Genomic DNA, 23,111 nt, shown 5'->3' on the forward strand with positions numbered 1-23,111 from the left:
AATCCGTCTCATATTGCACTTACACTTCGGCCGAAGAAACCAGTTCATCGGCAGCTGGAACTCCGTTGATTGCTGCCTCCAAAATACGACTTGCATATGCTGCATTATTTAAAAGGACGGTGTAGTTGTTAGAACCAAACTGGAAAGAAATTCCGTCACGGTGGGCATCTATTCCAGACAAAGCTGAGAAAGGTTTATCAAAAGCGCCTTTGGGACAAATCATAACCACTCTTTTATTGGTAATGTAAAATGTACCAGGAGTCTTTTCCGCAACATTTTCCCTAATAGCCGTGCTTCCTCCTCCTCCAGTGCGAATACTTACTCCCTTCATTACACGGACACTTACTCCAGATCCGCCACCTCTATGCCCAGTTACAACATTTTTTACCTTCAAATTTTGTGCCGGGCTTTGAAAACAGCAAAATTCTCCATCTTTGAGGACGAGGCCACGCGCAGAAATAACTGGCAATGCCTTTATCGGCCCCAAAACGGGCACACACTTATTTTCGTACCATTGCATTCCGGCTTTAATTACGTCAACAAGCCATCCGATACCAAAGAGGCCGAAAGTAAATAAATATAAAACACCAAGGCCAGCTTTGCCTGCCATAAATTTATGAATCCCAAAAAAGCCTAAAAATAGCGTTACGAAAAAATTTGTTGCTGGTGTCATCTTGCCCGTTCCTTCCTGTCAATAAAATAGTATTCTTTTTCACACCGATACAAGATACTGGTTTTCGATTTCTTCCTGTATGTAAGGCAAATAGCGCTGCACCAATTCCAGCTCCTGCTCGCCCATGTGATACCAGCGCTTGCGCTGCATCTCACCAATGCGGTGCCGTGCCGCCGCGCCCGACACCATAAACCAGTCAGACACCTCATGCTGCATCAGCCATCCATTCCGGCTCCACAGCTCCATCATAATGCATTCAGGCATCAGCAGCTGTGCAGCAAACCAATCCGCTTCATTTTCCTGCTGGACGCCACGCTGCTTATGGCCAAGGTAAACATGTCCTAACTCGTGCGCAATTGTAAAACGGCGGCGACCAACGGGCAGAGCATGGTTGTAAAGGACAAGACATCCCGGCCCTACGGGCACGCTGGTACCGTCCAAAAGCTGTCCACGACTTTTAAATTCCGAGAGAGGCATTCCCGTTTTTGAACAATATCCCTGTATTGTATCCATCAGAATCGAAGCGCCTGCGAACACCATGCCCTGTAAATCAGTAGCCAACGAATTGATGTTCTGCTGAAGTAAAAGCCATGTAGCTACGCATTGCGCATCAGCGATAGTCATCCGGGTCAAGCCCCCGTGCTCTCAAATATATATCAAGGGTATCCTCAAAGTTTTTCACAAGCCGATTGTAATCTTCTTCAGGCAATTGCGACGCCATGCGCGTCAAAACCACTATATCCCGTTGCCGTGCATCCTGCGCGGTGGCGGGATTATTTTTTTTGCCTTCTGACGGATCATCTGTTTCTCCCAGCAGATAGGCGGGGGTTGTGTGGAGTGCGGAAGCCCAAGTTTCAACGGCATCCAAAGGAATCGCTATCCCCTTGTTTTGACTATCTGCAATATACGAGTTCTTCTTTCCGACGATATTACACAAGTGCGTAATGGTTATTCCTTGTTTTTTTGCAAGGGCTCTTAATCTGTCGAAATTGAACATAATTACCCACCATTCATTGTACAATGCAACAAATATCTAGCTTATCCTAGAATAACTCTTGAAATTCTAGGTTTTGCTAGATATACTAAGAATGTCCCCGCAAAAAGGGAACAAAAAACCAGCCTTACATGGAGTATGCCCCAAGAAAAGGTGTTTTGCGTATTAAATTGAATGTAGCAACTTCAAATTACCACAAAACGCCAAAAAAAGCAAGGCATACTCCATGAAAAGGCAACGAAAAAGCCAAAAAATCGACATTTAAGGAGGTGGAACAATGCCCCTGCACACCGTAGAGGAGGCCGCAGAATTGATGAAGGTCTCCCCCGACACTGTCCGGGAGTGGGTACGCAGCGGCCGCCTGCGGGCCAGCAAGTTGGCAGGCTCAAAAACGCTGCGAATCAGCACGGATGACATCATGGCGTTTTACGATGCAAATGAAACCCGGGCCAAAGAAGAAAAAGCACACGCTTGAAAGGAGGATATCATGCGCCTGATCGTCAGCCGGGAAACCGGAGAAATATTGGACGTTCTGGAGCCTGCCTCCGCCGCAGATTACGCCGCGTTTCATCAGCTTCTCGCCGATCAGGTGCGCCGTGAGATTTTGCGAATCGGCCGAGATTATTTGGATGGCATTTGCAGGAAAGCGAGGGTAGCACATGAATCATCTGATACTTAGAATGACTGCCATAACCGTGGCGATTCTTTCCATTGCCGTTTTGGACGGTATTGTGAGCGGACAGACGGCCCCCTGGACAGGATTGTTCACCATCGCGGCACTGCTCGGTATGGCAGCATGGAGCTACAGCAAACAGACAAAAAGAGAGGCGCCCGCCCGTGCTGCGAACACGGACAAGCGCCAGGCGGTCAAGTTGAACCCTACGACCGCCTCCATTGTAACACATCAAGGAGGAATGCATCAATGAGGTATATCGAAACATTTTCTACCGAACGCGTTGGATACGATTTCTATTGCGACATAGCTAATCGCATTGTACAGGCCAGAGAAATGAAAGGGCTAACACAACAACAATTTGCTGATTTGCTCAACACTCCCATTTCACGCGTGCAAAGTATTGAAGGGGTAAAGATCAAAATTAAACTCACTGAATTGGAGAAAATTTCAGATAGTCTCGACGTTTCTGTAGATTGGTTAATTGATGCGGAAATCGACAGCCAAGCCGGAGAATGTTTGTATCTCGTGTGGCCTGAATTTTGTCCGGATGTGAAACTTTATCAACGAGCAACCAGCAAGCGCATGGCATTTCTTTTGATGGAACAGCGCTTGAATAAGTCCGGTGTGCGGGCCAACACGCCAAGAGAACGCATGTTCGTTCAATTGGTTGGCGTTCCGGTATCGGATAATACGCTCAAAGCAAAATTTGCAAAACTTCCCAATGGCGACGAACCTATTTATCCGGATAAAGAGGAGGATGCCAAATGCGAGTAATTACATTACGCCCGGGCGAGGCCCCGAAATTTAACGATATCCCGGCGCTCTTGGACACCACCGAAGCAGTGCAGCACTTTTGCGGCGGCGATATCTGCGAAAACCGAATCGGATCCAGCGGAATTTTCGCCATCACCAGCGGCAAGATATCGCCCGAAGACATGCCGATATCGTGCATGATCCCGGAAATGGACATGCTCCTGCGCGGGCCGGTCGTGTTCTGCAGGCGCTGCGGCCATGAGCTTGCAGCAGTGTATGAGGACGATTTAAAGGCCGTGAAGAAGTCCATCGTCCTGCCCGGGGGTGACTGGTTTTGAACCGATACCTCTGCAAGTGCGGCCGGGCGGTAAATAAAAGCACAAATGCCGACAACACGGGGAACCGGGAGACGGAGGGCTGCGAGGGCTGCCCGTATCTGATGCCCTGGGGACCGACCGAATGGGACCATACACGGCATGCAATGGTTACGGACGTAAAAGGGTATGAATGCCGCATGTCGCCAACTTTGGAATACCGTACGGAATTACGCGGCCATCTTGACGATAAAACGACCATCCGAATCACAAGCCTGGACTTTGATTTTCTGGAGCGTGTTAGCGATTGGGTAAAAGAGCATTATCCCAATGGCGAGCTTTCCGGCGGCTTCTCCCGGGACCGCATCCGGCCGGCGGAATATGTAGACGAAGGTCGGTATCGGTATACGCTTGCCTGCTCGCAAAACAAAAAGGGAATTGCTGCGAAGCGTGCCCTATGGGCTGAATTTTTCGATGAAACCTTTCACCGGAAAGACATGGACGCCGATGCAGAAAAGCAAAAAATCCTGCGCGATATTGAGCAGGGAAAGGCAGCGGCACACAAAGACGCTGCCGCGACGGATAAGGAGACAAAAACTATGCTGATATACAGAGACCCAGCCACGGGCTGGCTGTACCGGGTAAGCCCGCAGCCGGAAAACGGCATTTATGCGATGCAGTATCGAGATCCGGCGAACAGCGTCGTATGGAAACCCGACATCACATGGAATACCAACGCCGTTTACCGTGACCGTGAGCACTTGCAGGAGGGCTTAGAGGCCCGTGCGAAACGCGACGGCTGGGAGCTGGTATCCAGTTCAGCGAGCAGTGAGCCGCCGGAGGTTGTGGACAAGGGAGAAGAGTATTCACCTTGTGACACATGTCGCTGCCCGGATTGTATTGACCGCTCATGCCCACAGGCTGGATGTGATAAGACGGACGGAGGCTTCGGGTGCTTTGCACCATACGAAGAGTGTCCGGCGCCGGCAGAAGAGACGTGTCCGGACGAAAGGCTGGTAAAAGACAAAACAAGCAGCTGCCCCTACTTTTCAGGCGTTACCTCGCACCTGATCGGCAGCAGGCGGATTGAAAATGTAAATTGCAAACAGCAAGACCATCCTCTTAGTATCGCCTGCTATACCTTCGGATGTAAAGACGCAGTGGAAGAATGCCGCATTTACTGGCTGGGACAAATTGATGAAAAACTGGGTCACAGAGTTCCCGAACATCTCTTTAAAGATGGCAGTGCCAACGACCTGAGGGCCTACTTGGAGGAGGAAATAGAAAAATGCAAAAATCAACCTGCCCGGAATGGGGATGCTGCTGCGACCACGGCCGGGAATGCTGTGCCGGAGCCGGTGGAAACACCGATCACCCCGACGGATGCAAACACCTTGCCGGCCCCCGGCTGCCCTGCGGATGCTGGCAGTGCGACACAAAGCCTGTCCGCTGCTGGGCCTGCCTCTTTGGAAGCGGAGCCGGAGGCCACGCCCTTTGACTACTCCGGGCTGGACGATCAGACGGTGGCCGATCTTCATCTGGCTGAACGGGAGTACTCTGGCGGTAAGAAGATGGCCGAGATAGGGCTGCGCCGGATGGCCGATGGTGTGGCCATCGCCCACGACACGCTGTGCGGCACCGTTGTCCACAATGTGGACAACGGGCAATTCGCCCAGAAAGAGGACACCTTCCGCCGCTGGTGCGAGAGTATGCAGATTGGGAAAAGCACGGCTTACAAGCTCCTGCAGGTATCGACGATGTTTGACAAAAGCACCCCCAGAGAACAGAAAGTGCTGGAAGAATTGTCCCCCTCCCTGCTCTACGCTACGGCGAAGCCGTCGGCGCCCGCCGAGCTGGTGCAGGCCGTCAAGGATGGCGACATCACGACGCACAAACAGTATCAGGCGGCGCTGGAACGCATCAAAACGCTGGAAAATCAAAACAAAAGCCTGCTGCACAGCTATGAAGCCGAAAAAGGCAAAGCGGAGGCAGCCCGGGCGCAGGCAAAGCATGCGCAGGAAAAAGCCGACGCGCTGGAAACAAGGCCGGTGATGAGCGAGCTGTTCGATGCCAAGGAGCGCATCAAGGAATTGGAAGCCCGTCCTGTGGAGGTAGCGGTCCAGGAGCCAGACCCCGCCGAAGTGGAACGTCGAGCCGGTGAAAAAGCCCGGGAAATGACGTCTATGCTGCAAGCGCAAGTGCGTGGCATGCAGGAAGATCTGGACGACGCACGGAAAATCATTGACAGTGCAGAGAGCGCCACATATATGGTGGCAGCGGAATTTGCAGTAAACGCTGCGCAGGTACTGAACGGCATTCGGGCCTCGTTTTGGGCAGTTGCGAAAGAACTTTCCGATGAAGATTTTTCAAGTGCCGCGGCGCCGCTTCTTGAAGCTGCAAACCGCATCGTGGATTGCGAATGGGATGATGACGAGGAGGAACAAGAATGAGCACTATTATCAAAACAAATTATGTCGCTGTGCAGCTCGCTGACCGAAACCAGCCCGGCATATACAGCGGTCGTGAATATACGTATATTGCGGACAAAAGGCTTGCTGTGGGCGATATCGTCTATGCAGACACACGCCTGGGCGGTACTTTGGCAAAAGTCGTGGCGGTGGACGTGCAGGAACACACGATTGCTCCGAAAATCCGCCCGCTGCTGAAGCACATCACCGACGGTCCGCTGCCGCCGGATAAGGTTCCTCAGCCACGTCCTCAAGCGGTCACGCAAATGACGCTTGGTTGAAAAGGGGTGAATGATGTTGAAAGTTGTGAAACTGCTGAAGCTGTACGTCGAAAATTTTCGCGGCATAAAGAATTTTGTACTTACTCCCGACGGGCGCAGCGCCACAGTACAGGGGGGCAATGGGACGGGAAAAAGCACGTTGATGGCTGCTTTTCTCTGGCTCTTGACCGGTAAGGACGCACAGGGCCGTGAAAATTACAATGTGTTTCCGCTGGGAACAGACGGGAACCGCTTGTCCGGCTGCAGTCCTACGGTGACAGCTACTCTCTCAATGCCGGACGGGCACACGCTCGTTCTGCAGCGTTCCATATGCGAACGCTGGACGAAACGTCGCGGAAGCGCCGAGACGGAATATAACGGCGACGAAACGCGCTATTTCATCGACGAAGTTCCCGTGAGTGCAGGGGAATATAGCTCCGCCATTTTTGGTGTGTTCCCGGAAAAGTTGCTTCCGCTGCTGCTCAATGCAGTCTGGTTCTCGGAGCAGACAAAGGACTATAAAGAGCGGCGGCGCCTTCTGCTGGAGCAGTTCGGCAGCCTGCAGCCGGCGGACGTATTTACTGCCAATCCAGAGCTTTCCGATTTGGAAAGCATGCTGGGGACGCATTCAGTGGATGAATTTTCCCGGATCTGCACAGAACGCCGTAAGCGGTATAAGGATTCCCTGTCGGCATTACCCGCGCGCATCGACGAAAACCGAAAGCAGCTGCACCCCGTATCCGACGCCGGGGCCGTCAAAAACGAGCGCAGCAAGCTCAATGTTGAAATCGCCAAACTGCAGTACGAGATCGAGCACACGACGGCGGACGCTGTACAGCGGCACAACCAGCAGGAACTTGAAAAAGTACAGCAGTATTTGGAGATGATCCCCAATAAGCGCCGCGTGCTGGAGGCGTCCGGTAATGCGGGATGGCTGGAAGAGCACAACCGCCGTGTTGATGACGCTACCCGTGAAAAACAAAATGCAATGTGCCGGGTGGAAACGCTTGCTGCGGAACTTCGTTCCCTGAATCGGGAACGGGACTTCCTAGCTGCTGAACGTGACCGTCTGCGGGTTGAATGGGTGGAAGTGAACGGGACCGTGCCTGACATTGCGCAGACATGCCCGACCTGCGGACAGGCATTGCCTGCGGAACTGGTGCAGGAGGCGCAGGAGAATTTTAATGTTTCCAAATCTGAACGGTTGTCGGATATTGCGGCCAAGGGTGCCAAAGCCGCTCAGGACGTCGAGAAAATGGAGAAAAAAGCGGCACGCTTGCGCGAGGACCTGGATACATGTGAGCGTGCCGCCAAGGCGGCAGCCGCAGCCTATGATATGGTGATCGCGGAAAAGCCTCCTGTAACACAGATGGGACTTTTCGCGGAACTGGATGCGGAGGAAACGAATCTGAAAGCCAAGGCTGAAGAATTGCGGCAAGCAATCCAAGCCAGCGCCCAAGCGGCCGAACAGGTTGTTCAGGAAAAGCGCCAGAAACTGGCAGACATGCAGGCCCAATCCGATGCAATGACCTCACGGCTGGCTGAAATCGACCGCAACGCGGCGCTCGAAACCCGTATCCAGGAGCTTGAAGCAGAACAGCGTGACACTCTTCATCAATTGGAGGAAGCGGAGCGCGGGCTGTCTATGTGCGAGGAATATACCCGCACGCTGGTGACACTTCTGACCGAGCGCGTCAACAAGCATTTTCCCACGGTGCGCTTCAAACTGTTTGAGCAGCAGAAAAACGGCGGTCTGCGAGAGGTCTGCGAGGCAATGGTGGACGGTGTTCCATACGGTGCTCTGAATACCGCGTCCAAAATGCAGGCGAACGTGGAGATCGTGCAGGCATTCAGCCGGGCGGCGGACATTTCGCTCCCGCTGTTCCTGGATAACCGGGAGAGCGTTACCGATTTAACACTGCCGGATGAAATGCAGGTCATCAATTTGAATGTGATCCCCGGCGAAAAACTGGGGCTGAAAGGGGATTAAAGTATCATGGCGGAAAATAACGGAATCGCAAAAATGCCGGATTATCGCACTATCGTACAGAAAACAGGGGCCGCATACATCCCATTGGTGGAAAAACAGATTTCCAATGGTGGTTCGGTGGACCTTTATCAACATCTATGCATGGAAAACGCGCTGACAATGATGCACGAAACAGCCGTTGGAGCGGGCCTTGAGGGAATCTCCGCGCTTCAAAAAAGTGAAATCATGCAAATTTTGCAGCAGGTGGCTACGCTCCGCTTGAACGCATTTTCGAGACCGCGGGAATGTTATTTCCAGACGCGCAAGAAAAAGCAGCCGGATGGGAACTGGACAACCTCCATCGAAATGGGCATTGAGGGAGATGGCAACGACGTCATTCTGAGAAACTTTGGCCATGGCGTCGAAGAGGTATATCCATATTGGGATGTTCATGTAGATGATGAATTTACTTATCCCGTACACCACGGAATCGACGTAGAGCCGCCCACCTGGAAACGCTGCGGCACTGGAAAATATGCCCGCGTCGTCTATCCTGTACGCTTCACGGACGGCACCGTGCGCTATTTCATCAGTGAGCGCGCTGAAGTCCGTGCGAACTTGGTCGCCCATATCAACAACAACATGATGAACGAAACCTTCGGCATTGCAGAAAGCCGTTACAAGGCCACGCTACAGCAGAAACATCAAATTGATGCGCGTAAGTCCGAGCTGAAAGCTCTGATGGATGGAAGGGACATCGACGAGATCCTCGACATTCCTGAACTGAAGCCATACATTTCCCCCGCTTGGATGGAGGGGAGCCGTGAGCGGATGATTTTGCGTAAAATGCGCAACAATGCGGTCAAGCCTATCCCGAAGGATTTTGCAAATGAACTTTCCTTGTCCGCCTACTACAAAAGCATGGCGGTATCGGAATCCGACAACACCATCGACGCCGAATATCGTGAAATTCCTGATATGGATGCTCTCCCATCCGGCCCGCAAGAAGTAGAAATGCCGCCTGCGGCACCGCCCCGCTCCGAGCCTGCACCTGCACCAGTGGAGCCAACCAGCAAAGTAGAGCAGGCGGCCCCGGCGGCTCCGCCCGTTACCACCGCTCCGTTTTAACGGTGAGGCTGTATGGAAATAAAGACACTGGCCAGCGGTAGCACAGGCAATGCATATCTGGTGGGCGATGGAACCACCACACTCCTGTTGGAATGCGGTATCTCAATGCGTGAGCTGATGCGACGGAGCCGCTTCACACTCTCCCGGGTAGACGCCTGTCTCATCACACACGAGCATGGCGACCATGCACGGGCGGTTCACGACGTGATGGCACGCGGCATCCCGGTTTACTGCAGCGAGGGGACGGCCGGATTCTTAGGAATACATGAAAGCGCTGGGTATCATCGGGTACAGCACGGACAGCGGGTTGACATTGGGACATTTGCCGTGCTCCCAATGTCGACATACCACGATGTCGCAGAGCCGTTGGGGTGGTTATTGGAATCCATTCGCACCGGTGAGCGCCTAGTATTTTTGACAGATACGAGCCGCGCCGAAGATACTTTTCCGCCGCTTGACCACATTCTGATTGAATGCAACCACATGGGAACCGAAAGCATGGCGGATACCAACGCATATCAGGCACAGCGTATAATCGACAACCACCTGAGTTTACAGGAGTGTATCGCTTTTCTGACACACCAGAACTTGAGCCGCGTGAAAGACATCCGATTGCTCCATATAAGTCGCAGGCACGGCGACCCCGACGCTATGCGCCGGGCCGTCGCCGCGGCCACCGGAAAAAGAATCATCATTGCAGAGGAGGAAATATAATATGGCATACATTGAGCACGATCAGTTGGACGCTCAACTGAAAAAATTAGAGAATGTCTGCGCCGAAAATGGGTTTACGTATAAATTTCTTCGGGACAAGTATCCGGTCCGCATCATCATAACGCCGGACGGTACCATGGATGGCCAGATGAGCATGTTGGACAACCCTGTGGGATATAACACCAAAGGCTCCGCACTGGCATTTGTTTTTGTGGATGGCGATGTATATCTCAACCCGGGAAAAGAGGGGGGCCTGTCTCTGAGTAAGCGCCTGCAGAACAAACTGCGCACCATCGCGGAAAAGGTATATTTCAATTACCTGAAGGTTTTCTTCATCGACACTTTGGAAGCAAAAAAAATGGCGGATAAGCTGCACAATTCCGATGCGGATGAACCCTACACGCAGGACCCCGAATTTGAGGCCATAGGAGACGGGGAAATTCTTGCCGATGAGAACGAAGCCGATGGAAACAGCGCTCCTACGGCCGCACAGGCGGATGCATCGGACGATTCCGCCAGCGGCAACGATAACGAGTAAAGCGAGGACGAACAATGCCGGACGACGCCGAAAAATCAAAATACATCCCGATGTTTTATTCGTATATTGAACAGCTTGGGCTGTTGTCTCTGGAACAGGTCGGCGCTCTGGTTATGGCGCTGTTGGTGTATGGCCGCGATGGTACTCAGCCCGATTTCCCAAAGGATGGGAACGTATATATGGCATTTTCTTTTATCGCAGACAATTCGATGCGCGCTGAAATCCGCCGACAGGAAATTGTTGAAAAGCGCCGGGAGGCCGGACGCATCAGGGCTGCTTCTGCAGAAAAAGATGAAAACGGACGCTTTGTCCAGCAAAAAACCAGCAAAAAACCAGCACTTTCCAGCAAATCCAGCACCGACCAGCAAGTCCAGCTATACAAATACAAATACAATAACAAAGACAATAACAATAACAATCGTCGTATACGCGCGCACGCGCACGCATACGCGAACGACGACGGATTCGACGATGGTTGGTCAGAGAGAGAACGAGAGATCGTCGCCTTTTGCCGTGAGGTGGTGAAGGACATAAAGCCCGAGCAGGAACGAAAGGTCCTTGCTGCCGCCGATGGTATGGAGCTGGGAATGGTCCTGGACGCTATATCCATCGCCTACGAAAAAGGATGCAGTTCTCCCGATTACATTGTGAGCAGCATTGAATCGCAGCGTCACCAGCCTGATCGCCGCCCCGGAAAGATATAATACAGCGCCCGCCCGGCCAACCACCGGGCGGGTATCGTCAAGGAGGACAGTATGGAAAGAGTAATTTTTGAGGTCCCGGGAAAACCACAGGGCAAAGGGCGCCCCCGGGCCAGTGTTGTAGGCGGACATGCCCGCATGTACACCCCCGCCGGCACGGCTTCGTATGAAAACAAAATCATGCTCTGTTACCAGCAGAGACATGCCGGTGTTCGCTTCGTGCCGCCGATTATCTTGGAGGTAAATGCATATTTTGCAATACCCAAATCCTATCCGAAGAAAAAGGCTGCATTGTGTAGCCAGAATATCCTCCGTCCCACATGTAAGCCGGACATGGATAATATCGTGAAAGCTGTAGCCGATGCATTGAACGGTGTAGCCTACCGCGATGACAGTGCCATCGTAGAGCTGCGCGTGGCTAAGCGGTACGGAAGTCCGGAGCGTCTGGTGGTGCGTGTATCAGGGGATCTCGAACCAGAGGAGGAAGTAGTGGAGGGATTACATCATGGTTAAATCCAGAGAAGATAGCGTAATCGAAATTTGGGGTACGAAGTATATAAACCGCGATGTAAATCGTCTTCAGGAGGACATTTGCGCAACGATTATCCAATGTGAGCCCGGGAATACTTCGGGCGATTATATCGTCGAAGTCGTGCGGAAGGAGCATCCCGACCATGAGTAAGAAAAAACGTTGCCACTCAGAACGCACGCGACTTGGGAGAAGACAGGATGTAGCAAAAAGCTGCTTCAATTGCGAACACTTCTTGTATTGTGGCGATGGAGATCATGTTTGTGATCTTGAGACTTCAGCAGGTGCTATCGTGCAACCACTCATCGACGAATGGGACCCTACAGAACACTTTTTTTATTGCGGTGGAAAGAAATGGAGGCGTGGATATGCCGATTAAGAACTACACCACAAAAATAGACGTATTCGAAAGCCTGGGAGAAATACAGGGCGCGCTTGCCCGGAACGGCGCGCGAAAAATCATGGTGGATTATGACGACCGGGGACGGCCCGTAGGAATTACTTTTGGTTTGCAAACCGCGCAAGGCGGGATGCTGTTTCAGCTTCCTGCAAACACGCCGGGGGTTATGGCTGCTTTTGAGCGGCAGAAAATTCGACCGGACGTCGAGCAGGCGGAGCGCACGGCATGGAGGAATATTCGAGATTGGATACTGGCGCAGATGGCGTTTGTAGAGGCGGGCAACGTACAGGTGGACGAAGTGTTTTTGCCGTACATGACGGATGGTAAGGGCCGCACACTGTATCAGGCGTACCAGCACGGGCAGCTGATGCTCGGGGACGGCCAGCGCCGGGAGGGTTCACAATGCGAGAAATAGCAGTACATGAGTTTAAAAAAGTTCCGCGGAATTGCTCCACATGCCTGTACGGCGGAGGCATTGGATGCGGGAATGCGAATGTACAAAAAGAGTACCTGGCGTATTTATACGGATTAAGAGAATGCCCGCATTATTGGCTCGACCAGAATCGCTTTGAACCTGTTGATGGTCGCAGATGGTAGGAGGATTTACATGGAAAGATATACATACTTTGACGGTGGGAAATGGCGGCTTAAAATTGGCGATACAGAATACAGTGGAGACTGGGTTGACCGCCTCGCCGCCTATGAGGAAATCGGTCTGGAGCCGGAGGATATGAAAAAGGCGTTTAACGAGGACGCCACACTAAAATTAGCTGGGCAGATACTTGGCGTGACGCCCGGCCGCCTCCGCGAGCTGGCGCAGGCGGAGAAAGAGGGGCGGATTGTGGTGCTACCGTGCAGTGTTGGGGATCCTGTTTTTATGGGAACTGGTCGGTATAAAATTACAGGATATGAGGAAGATGTTTGCGACGGTTTCTACATTGGCCGCGATGGCGTTTTGCAGGTGAAGGCTCAAAATTATAATGGGAACCACGGGACATATGGAGTTATTGGCCAAACGGCAGAACTGACCCGCGAAGCCGCCGAGGCCGCGCTGGAGGAAATGGAGGCAGAGCATGAGCAAACCGATTGAACTCATGCATGTGTATTTTGGAGAAAATAAAAATACATGCGGAACGTGTTGCAATCTTGTAGAGGTTATCAGAGGGAGGAAGAAATTACGTAAATGCAAAGCCTATGGAGGTTTCCACAGCAGCAAAGCTGATTGGGCCAAAAAGTGGGTGGCTTGTGGGCTGTATGGTGAACACGTGCCGCAACCGATGGTATCGGATACGGCGAAGCAAATTTTTTATAGAGTAGGTATAACTCAAGAGGTTATAGGATGTGACGGGCAGATGGAAATGGAGGCCGACCATGACAGATAAAGAGCTTTGGGAGCGCTTACACGAAAATGCAGAGTGGGCGCGATGCAACGAGTGGGAAACGCCTTTGTGCCTTGCGGATGATTTAACAGCAGCGGCTGATGCAATTGAGCGTTTGAAATCTGAACTCACCAAAGAGAAAATCGACAACACGAATCTCATAGGCGAACTTGCCACGGTGGCCGCAAAATGAAAGTGAGGAAAAATATGAAAAATGGAATTGTTGTAGCCTTATTGATGATGGCATGGTTAATTGTGATGGCATTGACCGGCTGCTCTACCGAAGCAGATCGCGTGTCCTACAACCTATCACAGCAGGCAGACAATTTCAACGATATCCGGCAGGTGACAGTAATAAACTGCTTGCAAGGCGATGTGCTATTCCAGATGACAGGCAAAATGAGCATTACGGCAGACACAGAAGATAACCAGCTGGAAATTGTGGTTGAAGACGAAAACGGCGAGTACAAAAAGCACTTTATCGGCCTGAGCGATAATGTCACCTATGTGGTGGAAGATGTCACATCTGGAGATGTCAACCAGTATAAGTACACGCTGAATTTCAACCCCAAAATGTGGCTCCCTGAGATTTCCACAATTGAATAGGAGGTCGTCCCATGCAAATCTTGATAAATCTGGCGGTCTTGGCCGTCGCACTGGCGGTTGTGGCCACGCTGGCCTGCCTTGCCGCGGGGAGGGATGGGCGATGAAATCCGTTCGCCCGCTGGCGGTTCCACCGGTTGCGTATATAGAAAATGCAACTGCAGATGCTGTTATAGATGTAATTTATCCAGCGATGACATATCGCAAAGGGTACACAGAGTTCAAGGCCGATAATTTACCACGTCAGGGCCGTGTGGAGTATATATCACCACGCGGTTGGGCCACTCTGATGCTGCTCTCAAATGCGGATACTCGACCGCTATACCGTGAATCATTCTGGATTCTGAAAAGATAGCACGAGGAGGCGAAAATCACGGAGGCTGAGGAGAAAAAAGAGCGGCTGATGAAATATCTGTCGCTGAAAAAGGAAAACGAAAACCGCCGTGAACGCCTGGCACGGATGAAAGCCGGAGCTGAGATTCCATCAGCGCGAGAATACGATGGAAGTCAGCATACAGGGGGCGGCGGTAGCCATATAGCTGTGGCGGTAGAACGATACATAGAGTACGAGAAAGAAATTCGCCCGATTATTGCCGAAAATGAGAAGGAAATCTTTATACTCAAGAACGCTGTGCATGCTTTGAAAGATCCTCTGGAACGTGAGGTTGTACGATTGCGGTACATGGACGGAGATCATTGCAGGCCCACTCCATGGCGAGAGGTTGCATGGGGGATGTACCAAGAAGCGGATGACGCGGCAGTTTATCGAGCGAAAAGAATACACGATAGAGCGATTTCTCATATTGCCCTATAACGCCCTATTTTGCATTATTCACATTGCAAGCTTGCTGGTGTATGATGAAAATGTCGAAAAGCGAGACAAAAGCCGAGCGATTCGATGCGGCGTGGCAGCCGCCCTCCTTATTCTCTCGCCGCCCCGGCAGACGGCGGCACCAGTAGTCTGCTGCCCATTCAAAGCTCCGGCCTGTTTTCCACTAGGCCGGAGCCTCCCATGGGTGTTCCGCCCGCATGAGGGCGCGGCACCCACCAAACCCATATTTGTATTTCTGCTTTGCAGATTGAGAAAGGACACCGATACGAGTATCGTAAAAATGGATTCGGTTGACGGCCGGGGAACAGGCCCGGCAGAAGTTTCAAGGCCCGCATGGCAACGTGCGGGCCTTTCCTATGCCACGAAAGGAGGCGCGTGTTGGGCAATCCCAGGTATGCAAACGGCTCGTTGCGCCGTAAGTATCGTGCCAGATTTAAAGCGATGGAGGCCGAGTGCGGCATATGCAAGGGCCGTTTCGGTCCAATTCACTATGATGAGCCTTCTGATTCCTCGCATCCACTTTCTTTCGTCATTGACGAAATTAGACCAATTTCAAAGTGGAAAGCATTCGGATATGCCTCTCCTAGAGCAGCAGCAGAGGACTGGACGAATCTGCAGCCTGCACACTATTTTTGTAATGCACAAAAGGGTAATAAGATAAACTTTTTTGAAGCAAATACAGGTACAAAAATCACAAAGGCGCCCACAGTCAAAGACGGCGAATGGTAGGGTGGGGAGGTACCCCTCCCCATAGGGCCAAGCGCCCCCTTTGCCGTCCAGCGCCGATTTACACACAGGGAATTTTTGAAAGGGTGGTTTAAATCGTGAAGATGAAAAGTGTAACCGCCCGGGGTGACCGGCTGAAACAGCTCAAAACACTTGCGGGTGTGCTGGCAACCAGCATAGATAGCTGTGAAAATGCAAGGGAATTGCCTGCACTGGCCAAGCAGTACCGCGAGACTGTTCGGGAAATTGAGGAGATAGAAGGAGCAGAAAGCAATGGCGACGAAATCGGCGAGATCCTCTCAATCAGACAAGCTGCTGGGAAGCCAGGAGCCGTCCGAAAGAATCGCGCCGGAGTACCGTAGTTCCGACGGACAGGATGCGGCCCAATTGTTAAAAGTAGGCGGTACCATACTGGATCCATGGCAGTGTGACGTTTTGGCGGATTGGATGGGCCGAGATGCTGCTGGGCGCTGGGCGGCGCCTTCCTGCGGCGGCAGCGTCCCCCGCCAGAACGGCAAGAGCTTACTGGTACAGGGACGGTCCATAGCGGGGATGCTATTGTTCAACGAATCTGTTATTTACACCGCGCACCTCCAAAAAACGGCAACAGAGACGTTTGAGGAGATGCGCGATTTCTTTGAGGGAGCCAAACTGCGCCGACATGTGGCTGAAATTAAAACTGCGCTTGGCCGCGAACAAATTATTTTGAAGAGTGGCTCACGCATCAAGTTTCTGGCTCGCACCCGGAATGGCGGACGCGGCCAGCATGGCGACCTGCTGATTTTCGACGAGGCCCAGGAGCTGGACGAAACGGCGCAAGGGTCTTTCCTGCCTGCCATTTCCGCCAGTTTGAACCCCCAGACCATCTACGTAGGGACACCGCCCGGACCGGACGTGACCGGCACCGTTTTTCGGGAATTGCGTCGCCGCGCCCTTGCCGGAGAATCCCGGCGCACTGCCTGGTTTGAGTTTTCCGTGAAGGAGATCGGGAACGTGAAGGACAAAAACCGATGGGCAAAATCAAACCCGGCGCTGGGGCGGCGCATCCAACTCTCCACAATTGAGGGTGAGGCCGAACAGTTTGACCCGGACACCTTTGCCAGGGAACGCCTCGGCTGGTGGAGCCCGGTGCACACAGAACAGGTAGATCACGCCATCGACAAGGATGCCTGGAATAAATGTGCCAGCGATGACACGAAGCCTGAGGGCAAAACCGCATACGGCGTTAAGTTTGCTGCTGATGGCAGCGCAGTCTGCCTGTGCGGCGCGGTGATTCCGAAAGATGATCCGGCCCGCATCTCTCTTATCGAGCTGCAGCCCGGGGGGCGCGGCCTTACATGGCTTGTCGACTGGCTGAATGAGCGGTATTCCAAGGCAAGCTGTGTTGTGATTGACGGAAGAGGCGGTGCTGACGTGCTGGTGGACAGGATCAGCGATACCTGGCGCATGAAGGGAGCTGTAATCCGGCCCGCCGCCAAGGATGTCGTGGCTGCTGCGGGGCTTCTGGTCAACAGCGTCAACGAGGGCGAGCTGACATGGTATAGACCACAGGAAATTTTGCGAGACAGCGCCGTGACCGCTGCCAAACGCCCTATAGCGGGAGGTTTTGGGTTCGGCGGGGAGAACAGCCTGCCGGTTGAAGCGTGCGCCCTTGCACTGTGGGGAGCGAAAACAAGCAAACGAGACCCGACGCGGAAAATGCGTATCGGATAAGGGGTGAAACGATGATCACATTGAACTTTGGAACCGTGCGGGGCCTGACCGTCGAGGAACTGCGCCAGTTGTGCGATTTGGCTGATGTGTACCAATACCACCAGGGCCGCAACGCAATAAAGGACAAGTATTACGAGGGCCACGTGACGCTGAACGATGTGAACCTCGGCATCGCACTGCCGCGGGGACTGCGGAATCTGGAAGTGGGCTGCAACTGGGGTCAGAAGGCCGTAGATGCTCTGGCATCCCGCAGCATGTTCGACGGCTTTGTAGGCAGCGGTACAGCGGCGGACACAGTGGCTCAACTGGTGAACGGAAACCGGATGCTGGCTGAATACGGCAAGGCTTGCCGGGACGAGTTGAAATATGGCTGCGTATTCGCCACCCTGTCATCCGACCCTATGCTGAAATGCCGCATCCGATTTCATTCACCTGCTACTTCTGCAGCACTGTGGAGCGGTGAAAAAGGACGCATCAGCTGCGGTCTCGCTATCATCGACACAGTGCCGGATGAAAAAGACGAAGGCACATGGCGGCCTCACATCGTCAATCTGTACACGGACGACGCGGTGATCGTTCTAACAGAACGAAATAGCATTTGGACAGCGGAGCGACACACTCATAGAATGGGCCGCCCCCTGATGGAGCCTCTGCTCTGGAATGCCACAACTGGTAAGCCCTTTGGGAGGTCACGCCTCAAGCGGGCGGTACGCGCTCTTATCGACGATTATATCAGGATTGTGGCCAACGCCACCATTGCGCTGGAGTTCGATACCACTCCACAAAAGTATTTGTTGGGTGTGACCGATGAACAGTACGACGTTATCATGTCGGATAAATTCAAGCAGTATGTGGGAAGTCTGCTGGCATCCACCAGCAATCCGGAGACTGGGGAAAATCCAGTGTTCGGGCAACTGGCACAAGGCAGCCTTCAGCCGCATGTAGACAAGATGCGCATGACGGCCACCCAGTTCTCAGCGGCCACTGGATTGACCATCACCGATGTGGGAATTATCAACGACGCGAACCCCACCAGCAGTGATGCCATTCTGGCCCAGAGCCAGACGCTGGTGCTCATGGCTCAGCAGTTGAACACGGGGAACGGCGACGCGCTGAAAACCATCATCCAGATGGCACAGGCCATCGTCCGGGACGTTCGTCTGGATGAGTTGACCACAGAGGAACTGGACATCATGCCGCACTTCAAAAACCCGGCCATGCCCAGCGTGGCGGTGACAGCGGACGCGGCAATCAAGATTGCTTCCGCCCGAAAGGAATTTTCCAGCACCGACACGTTCCTCGAAATGATTGGTTTCGATCAGGCGGACATCCGGCGCATCAAGGCGCAGGAGCAGCGGATGCGCGGCCAGCAGTTGATTGTCGAGGTGGACAATGCGGATAACGGAGAAGACGTGGATTGAGTACATCACCCGGCTGGCGAAAATTAACGAGACCGCCGGGCAAAAAATGGCCGATTACATCGCCCGCCACGGCACGCAGGATACGGACGCACTGATTGCTTATGCGCAGGCGCTGGTGCAGAAATACGGCGAGGGAAGCGCAGAACTTGCCTGCCAGATGTACGATGCTATGGCAGAGGCATCCGGCGCAGATGTGCCGCCCGCAGTGCCTGCCGAACCTGCAGATTACAACGAGACCGCAAAAATGGTGAACGCTACCAAACAGAGTCCCCCGCAGCTGCAGGGCGGCGTGAGCCGTCTTGTGAAGCGCGCCGGGGCGGATACCACGCTGAAAAACGCTATCCGCGACGGCGCTGAGTGGGCATGGGTACCGTATGGGGATACATGCCCGTTCTGCATCACGCTGGCAAGCCGCGGCTGGCAGAGGGCCAGTAAAAAGGCCCTGAAAGGCGACCATGCCGAGCACATCCACACACACTGCAATTGCGAGTACGCGGTGCGCTTCGACAGCCGCACAACCGTGGCTGGATACGACCCGGAAAAATATCTGAAGCAGTATGAGGACTATGGCGGCGACATCAACGCCATGCGCCGGGCGCAGTACGCCAAAAACAAGGACAAGATCAACGCCCAGAAGCGCGCGGCGTATGCGGCGAGGAAAGAGCGCAGCGGACCAATTGATGTTCTGAAAGAATATCTGCGCACGGCAACACCCGGCATTGGCTCCATCACCTTTGATGAGGGTTATGACCGCACACGCCACGCAGCAGAAATAGAAACAGCACAATGGCTGCACTACAACCTCGGCGGCAACATTGTGCTGTTGAACGAATCAAATATACAGGGACAGAAAATGCCAGACTACTTATGGAGGGAACATTTGTGGGAGTTAAAAATCGCCTCCTCGGTTAATAGCGCAGATTTATCGATGCGTCACGCCTTAAAACAAATCGCTGATAACCCAGGAGGTATTGTTTTAAGTCTTGCAAACGAACTAATTGACATAGAACAGTTAGAAAAACAGCTGACGAGACGATTTTTGCGGGGGAACGTGGAAACGATTGATATTGTATTGAAACAAGGAAATGACCTGTTGAAAATTCTCAGATATAAAAAATAACAGGGCCGGTCATAGCAGCCCTGTTGGGGTAGAGGAACTCATCTCTATGACTGATGGTAGGTCCCCCCTCCGATTATTAGTATAAATAAACTATCTCATATTGTCAATGGGAAGTATGTCATCAGCGCTTTTGCTTTATATGCAAGGGCGCTTTTTCATGCCTGTTTGCCCCGCACGAGGGGCAGGCGGGCACTTTTCATACCCAAATATGCCCGGCACGGCGTAAAACTGTACAGCCCGAGGGAGCGACCCCGTAAAAAGCACAGGGCGGAAAGGATTGAATATGAAGCGCGAGGAAGTAAAAGGGATTCTCCCCGACATCACCGATGAGCAGCTCACCAAAATCATGGATTTGCATGGCGCTGATATCGAACGCCAGAAGCAGACCATCACCACGCTGACCACCGAGCGGGACGCCGCGCGGACGCAGCTTGGTGAGGCCAACAAGAAACTGGAGGGCTACGACCCCGACTGGAAAAATAAGGCCGCAGAGGCAGAAAGTAAAGCCAAGGCACAGGTGGCCGCACTGCAGAGCGATTTTGCCGCCCAGAGTGCCGTGTCCGGTGTCCGTTTTTCCTGCGAGAGCGCCAGAAAAGCCTTTCTGGCAGAGCTGAAGGCAAAAAATCTGACCCTGCAGGACGGCAAGCTGCTGGGCTTTGATGACTTCCTTGCCGACTACAAAAAGACCGACCCAAACGCCTTTGTGTCCGGCTATCCGAACGTAAGGGACGGCGGGGATCCAAACAACCAGCCTAGTGGGACCGCCAGCGAGCAGTTCGCTGAGTGGTTCAACCAGGTCATGAAGTAAAGGAGAAAAAAATTATGGCATCTAGTGGATCTACTATTGACATTAACCGAACGACTTCTATCTCACTCCCCCCTGCTGTTTCCGGCGATATTTTGCAGAAGACGCAGGAATCCTCCGCCGTTATGCGTCTGGCTCGTCGGATTGCGTTGCCCGGCCTTGGCGTGACCGTGCCGATCATTACCGGCGATCCTGAAGCCGGCTGGGTCGGAGAGACCGAAAAGAAACCGGTCAAGCGCGGCACTCTGGCAACCAAGCAGATGGCCCCTTACACGCTGGCAGTCATCGTGCCTTTCTCCAACCAGTTCCGACGCGACGCGAAAGCGCTTTACGACGCCATGGTGCAGCGGCTGCCGGGCGTGTTGGCCAAGAAGTTCGACGCCACTGTTTTCGGCGCGGCTGACGTGCCCGGCTCTAATTTCGATTCTCTGGCAAAATGCACTGCTCAGAGCATCCTGACCGATGCCTACGGCGGACTTGTGGCAGCGGACGCGGACATTGCTGACCATGATGGCATTCTGAACGGCTGGGTTCTTTCCCCGAAGGCGAAATCCATGCTGCTGACTGCCGTGGATGGCAACAAGCGCCCGCTGTTCATCAACAACGTGGCGGATGGAGCGGTTCCGATGATCCTGGGCGCGCCTGTCAAGCAGAGCAAGGGCGCTTACATCGCCGAGACTTCCTCCGCCGATGCAGTCGTGGGCTTTGCAGGCGACTGGACGCAGGCTGTGTACGGTACTGTGGAGGGCGTACAGATCGCCATTTCCGACCAGGCAACACTGACCGACGGCGAGAGCACCATCAATCTGTTTGAGCAGAATATGTTCGCCGTCCGCGCCGAGATCGAGGTCGGTTTCCGCTGCGACACCTCCGTATTCAACAAACTTACGGGCAAGGCAAAGACGGGTGGCTAACCATGGCGGAGTTCATCAACAGCTTAACGGGGACGCGCATGTGGGTGGCTCCGGGACGCGAGGGGGAATACCGCCTTGCGGGTCACAAACCTGTTGAAAAGGATGCTGCGGGGGCCAGAACGGCCCCCGCGCTTCCAGAGAAAACGCCCCGGCAGGCCCGAAAAAAGTGTGCGCCCGTAAAGAAATGAGGTGCGGCGATGAAATATGCTGAAGTATCAGATGTTGAAGCAGGATTTCGCCCCTTGAGTGACGATGAGGCCGCGCGGTGTGACGCAATGCTGGAGGAGGCCGCCATCATCATCGATGCATACAGCAAAGGTGCGGCTGCAGATGCAAAAGCGCTTGTCTCCTGCCGGATGGTGCGCCGACAGCTTGGCAGCGGAGAGGGTGACGCCATCACATTTCCTACGGGAGCGACACAGGGTTCAGTGGCGGCTCTCGGATATTCACAAAGCTGGATCATGAACAGCGGCAGCGTGGGAGAGATGTATCTGTCCAAGCTTGAAAAGCGGCTGCTTGGCATCGGAAACAAAATCGGCTGCTACAGTACGCTGGAAGGGGTGGTGGCAGAATGATTCACGGCATTACCGTCCGGCTCTATGTAAAGTCGCAGACAGGCACTGACGCATTCAATGCGCCGGTCTATGCCGAAACCCCGATAGACGTTCCCAACGTGCTTGTGGGTGAACCTACAGCAGAGGACATCGTCAACGACCTGCAGTTGTACGGCAAGCGAATCGCCTACACGCTGGGCATTCCTAAAGGAGACGCCCACGACTGGGAAAATGCGACTGTCGAGTTTTTCGGCAAAAAATTTCGCACCTATGGCGGCGTGACCCAGGGCATCGATGATTTGATCCCGCTGCTTTGGAACAAAAAGGTGAAGGTGGAGCGGTATGGGTAAACTGAAGGTCGTGCTGAACTCAGCCGGTGTGCGAGGGCTACTGCGCAGCGCGGAGATGAAAGCCGTTATGGAGGCACGCGCCGCAGAGATCAAGTCACGGGCTGGAGATGGCTATGAGGTGTATATCGCACAAACACGCGCAGTGGCTATCGTAGGCGCCGCCACGAACGCCGCTGAAAATGACAATTTGAAAAACAATACGATGCTTAAGGCAATGAGGTGACACGTATGATCGAAAAAATCATATTGGATCATCTGGCCGAAAAACTCGCCGTGCCTATTTTCATGGAGGTGCCGGAGGAAACTCCAGCATCTTTTGTTGTGCTGGAAAAAACCAGCAGCAGCCGAAAAAACTGCATCTGCACGGCCATGATGGCGGTGCAGTCCTATGCCGGAAGCCTGCTGGAAGCGGCACAGCTAAACGACCAGGTAAAGCAAGCCATGGACAGTTTACCCGAGCTGGCAGATATCGGTGCGGCACGGTTAAACAGCGATTACAATTTTACCGATACAGCGTCCAAACGGTATCGCTATCAGGCGGTATACGATGTGACGCACTACGAAAGGAGATAAAGGA

Annotated in this window: 32 protein-coding genes; 29 read left to right on the plus strand and 3 right to left on the minus strand. The window is 53.2% G+C overall.

The window, feature by feature from the left end:
* Positions 1-19: 19 nt before the first annotated feature.
* The 3 genes from IIY41_RS03495 to IIY41_RS03505 are packed head-to-tail and all read right to left on the minus strand — an operon-like array spanning position 20 to position 1,670.
* On the minus strand, positions 20-673 hold the full coding sequence (locus IIY41_RS03495; RefSeq protein WP_287399703.1) for a TM2 domain-containing protein: 654 nt from the start codon (positions 671-673) through the stop codon (positions 20-22).
* A gap of 39 nt (positions 674-712) precedes the next feature.
* A complete protein-coding gene (locus tag IIY41_RS03500) occupies positions 713-1,297 on the minus strand; it encodes an ImmA/IrrE family metallo-endopeptidase (protein WP_287399704.1) in 585 nt (194 codons plus the stop codon).
* Positions 1,284-1,670 (minus strand): helix-turn-helix domain-containing protein, encoded by a 387-nt coding sequence (locus IIY41_RS03505; protein WP_205506325.1) that lies wholly within the window; start codon positions 1,668-1,670, stop codon positions 1,284-1,286. The genes IIY41_RS03500 and IIY41_RS03505 overlap by 14 nt, the downstream gene beginning before the upstream one ends.
* 274 nt (positions 1,671-1,944) lie before the next feature.
* Between IIY41_RS03505 and IIY41_RS03510 the strand changes: the two genes are divergently transcribed.
* From IIY41_RS03510 to IIY41_RS03650, 29 genes are all read left to right on the plus strand, one after another.
* Entirely contained in the window at positions 1,945-2,142 is a 198-nt protein-coding gene (locus IIY41_RS03510) for a helix-turn-helix domain-containing protein (RefSeq protein WP_009323048.1), read from the plus strand.
* 12 nt (positions 2,143-2,154) lie between these two features.
* Positions 2,155-2,346, plus strand: coding sequence for a hypothetical protein (locus IIY41_RS03515; protein ID WP_205506324.1), 192 nt, complete (start codon positions 2,155-2,157; stop codon positions 2,344-2,346).
* Positions 2,327-2,593, plus strand: coding sequence for a hypothetical protein (locus IIY41_RS03520; protein ID WP_205506323.1), 267 nt, complete (start codon positions 2,327-2,329; stop codon positions 2,591-2,593). The genes IIY41_RS03515 and IIY41_RS03520 overlap by 20 nt, the downstream gene beginning before the upstream one ends.
* Positions 2,590-3,117, plus strand: a complete 528-nt coding sequence (locus IIY41_RS03525; protein WP_205506322.1) for a helix-turn-helix domain-containing protein — start codon at positions 2,590-2,592, stop codon at positions 3,115-3,117. Before IIY41_RS03520 ends, IIY41_RS03525 begins: the two co-directional genes overlap by 4 nt.
* On the plus strand, positions 3,108-3,434 hold the full coding sequence (locus tag IIY41_RS03530; RefSeq protein ID WP_287399709.1) for a hypothetical protein: 327 nt from the start codon (positions 3,108-3,110) through the stop codon (positions 3,432-3,434). The genes IIY41_RS03525 and IIY41_RS03530 overlap by 10 nt, the downstream gene beginning before the upstream one ends.
* Positions 3,431-5,860 carry a hypothetical protein gene (locus IIY41_RS03535; RefSeq protein WP_287399711.1) on the plus strand — a complete coding sequence of 810 codons (2,430 nt, stop codon included), beginning with the start codon at positions 3,431-3,433 and terminating at the stop codon, positions 5,858-5,860. The genes IIY41_RS03530 and IIY41_RS03535 overlap by 4 nt, the downstream gene beginning before the upstream one ends.
* On the plus strand, positions 5,857-6,159 hold the full coding sequence (locus tag IIY41_RS03540; protein ID WP_009323053.1) for a hypothetical protein: 303 nt from the start codon (positions 5,857-5,859) through the stop codon (positions 6,157-6,159). Before IIY41_RS03535 ends, IIY41_RS03540 begins: the two co-directional genes overlap by 4 nt.
* A 10-nt stretch (positions 6,160-6,169) precedes the next feature.
* Positions 6,170-8,128: an ATP-binding protein gene (locus tag IIY41_RS03545; RefSeq protein WP_009323054.1), complete on the plus strand. Its 1,959-nt coding sequence runs from the start codon at positions 6,170-6,172 to the stop codon at positions 8,126-8,128.
* A 6-nt stretch (positions 8,129-8,134) separates the two neighbouring features.
* The gene (locus tag IIY41_RS03550; protein WP_009323055.1) at positions 8,135-9,235 is read left to right on the plus strand and encodes a hypothetical protein; all 1,101 of its coding nucleotides are present in this window, start codon (positions 8,135-8,137) and stop codon (positions 9,233-9,235) included.
* Positions 9,236-9,247: 12 nt separating this feature from the next.
* A complete protein-coding gene (locus IIY41_RS03555; protein ID WP_009323056.1) occupies positions 9,248-9,949 on the plus strand; it encodes an MBL fold metallo-hydrolase in 702 nt (233 codons plus the stop codon).
* Position 9,950: 1 nt separating this feature from the next.
* Positions 9,951-10,487, plus strand: coding sequence for a hypothetical protein (locus IIY41_RS03560; protein ID WP_009323057.1), 537 nt, complete (start codon positions 9,951-9,953; stop codon positions 10,485-10,487).
* A 14-nt stretch (positions 10,488-10,501) separates the two neighbouring features.
* A complete protein-coding gene (locus IIY41_RS03565) occupies positions 10,502-11,191 on the plus strand; it encodes a DUF6291 domain-containing protein (protein ID WP_009323058.1) in 690 nt (229 codons plus the stop codon).
* 51 nt (positions 11,192-11,242) lie between these two features.
* Positions 11,243-11,701, plus strand: a complete 459-nt coding sequence (locus tag IIY41_RS03570; protein WP_009323059.1) for a RusA family crossover junction endodeoxyribonuclease — start codon at positions 11,243-11,245, stop codon at positions 11,699-11,701.
* A 384-nt stretch (positions 11,702-12,085) separates the two neighbouring features.
* Positions 12,086-12,532, plus strand: coding sequence for a hypothetical protein (locus tag IIY41_RS03575; protein WP_287399717.1), 447 nt, complete (start codon positions 12,086-12,088; stop codon positions 12,530-12,532).
* 192 nt (positions 12,533-12,724) lie between these two features.
* Entirely contained in the window at positions 12,725-13,207 is a 483-nt protein-coding gene (locus tag IIY41_RS03580; RefSeq protein ID WP_287399719.1) for a hypothetical protein, read from the plus strand.
* Positions 13,191-13,499 (plus strand): hypothetical protein, encoded by a 309-nt coding sequence (locus tag IIY41_RS03585; protein ID WP_287399720.1) that lies wholly within the window; start codon positions 13,191-13,193, stop codon positions 13,497-13,499. The genes IIY41_RS03580 and IIY41_RS03585 overlap by 17 nt, the downstream gene beginning before the upstream one ends.
* Positions 13,489-13,689 carry a hypothetical protein gene (locus IIY41_RS03590; protein WP_287399722.1) on the plus strand — a complete coding sequence of 67 codons (201 nt, stop codon included), beginning with the start codon at positions 13,489-13,491 and terminating at the stop codon, positions 13,687-13,689. Before IIY41_RS03585 ends, IIY41_RS03590 begins: the two co-directional genes overlap by 11 nt.
* A gap of 14 nt (positions 13,690-13,703) precedes the next feature.
* On the plus strand, positions 13,704-14,102 hold the full coding sequence (locus tag IIY41_RS03595; RefSeq protein ID WP_481406493.1) for a beta-sandwich lipoprotein: 399 nt from the start codon (positions 13,704-13,706) through the stop codon (positions 14,100-14,102).
* 400 nt (positions 14,103-14,502) lie between these two features.
* Positions 14,503-14,913, plus strand: a complete 411-nt coding sequence (locus tag IIY41_RS03600; protein WP_050004506.1) for a hypothetical protein — start codon at positions 14,503-14,505, stop codon at positions 14,911-14,913.
* 396 nt (positions 14,914-15,309) lie between these two features.
* Complete coding sequence (locus IIY41_RS03605; protein ID WP_287399725.1) at positions 15,310-15,660, plus strand: HNH endonuclease signature motif containing protein; 351 nt, start codon at positions 15,310-15,312, stop codon at positions 15,658-15,660.
* 270 nt (positions 15,661-15,930) lie between these two features.
* The gene (locus tag IIY41_RS03610; protein ID WP_287399726.1) at positions 15,931-17,370 is read left to right on the plus strand and encodes a terminase large subunit domain-containing protein; all 1,440 of its coding nucleotides are present in this window, start codon (positions 15,931-15,933) and stop codon (positions 17,368-17,370) included.
* 11 nt (positions 17,371-17,381) lie between these two features.
* The gene (locus IIY41_RS03615) at positions 17,382-18,791 is read left to right on the plus strand and encodes a hypothetical protein (protein WP_287399727.1); all 1,410 of its coding nucleotides are present in this window, start codon (positions 17,382-17,384) and stop codon (positions 18,789-18,791) included.
* Entirely contained in the window at positions 18,763-19,911 is a 1,149-nt protein-coding gene (locus IIY41_RS03620; RefSeq protein WP_287399729.1) for a VG15 protein, read from the plus strand. Before IIY41_RS03615 ends, IIY41_RS03620 begins: the two co-directional genes overlap by 29 nt.
* A gap of 283 nt (positions 19,912-20,194) precedes the next feature.
* Entirely contained in the window at positions 20,195-20,719 is a 525-nt protein-coding gene (locus IIY41_RS03625) for a phage scaffolding protein (protein WP_287399759.1), read from the plus strand.
* Between the two features lie 14 nt (positions 20,720-20,733).
* Positions 20,734-21,630: a phage major capsid protein gene (locus tag IIY41_RS03630; protein ID WP_287399731.1), complete on the plus strand. Its 897-nt coding sequence runs from the start codon at positions 20,734-20,736 to the stop codon at positions 21,628-21,630.
* A gap of 242 nt (positions 21,631-21,872) precedes the next feature.
* The gene (locus IIY41_RS03635) at positions 21,873-22,205 is read left to right on the plus strand and encodes a hypothetical protein (RefSeq protein ID WP_287399733.1); all 333 of its coding nucleotides are present in this window, start codon (positions 21,873-21,875) and stop codon (positions 22,203-22,205) included.
* Positions 22,202-22,534: a hypothetical protein gene (locus IIY41_RS03640; RefSeq protein ID WP_287399735.1), complete on the plus strand. Its 333-nt coding sequence runs from the start codon at positions 22,202-22,204 to the stop codon at positions 22,532-22,534. Before IIY41_RS03635 ends, IIY41_RS03640 begins: the two co-directional genes overlap by 4 nt.
* Positions 22,527-22,757 (plus strand): hypothetical protein, encoded by a 231-nt coding sequence (locus tag IIY41_RS03645; RefSeq protein WP_287399738.1) that lies wholly within the window; start codon positions 22,527-22,529, stop codon positions 22,755-22,757. Before IIY41_RS03640 ends, IIY41_RS03645 begins: the two co-directional genes overlap by 8 nt.
* A 5-nt stretch (positions 22,758-22,762) precedes the next feature.
* Positions 22,763-23,107, plus strand: a complete 345-nt coding sequence (locus tag IIY41_RS03650; protein ID WP_287399740.1) for a hypothetical protein — start codon at positions 22,763-22,765, stop codon at positions 23,105-23,107.
* Positions 23,108-23,111: the final 4 nt, after the last annotated feature.

Source organism: Ruthenibacterium sp. (assembly GCF_017421385.1).
Taxonomy (GTDB): Bacteria; Bacillota; Clostridia; order Oscillospirales; family Ruminococcaceae; genus Ruthenibacterium; species Ruthenibacterium lactatiformans.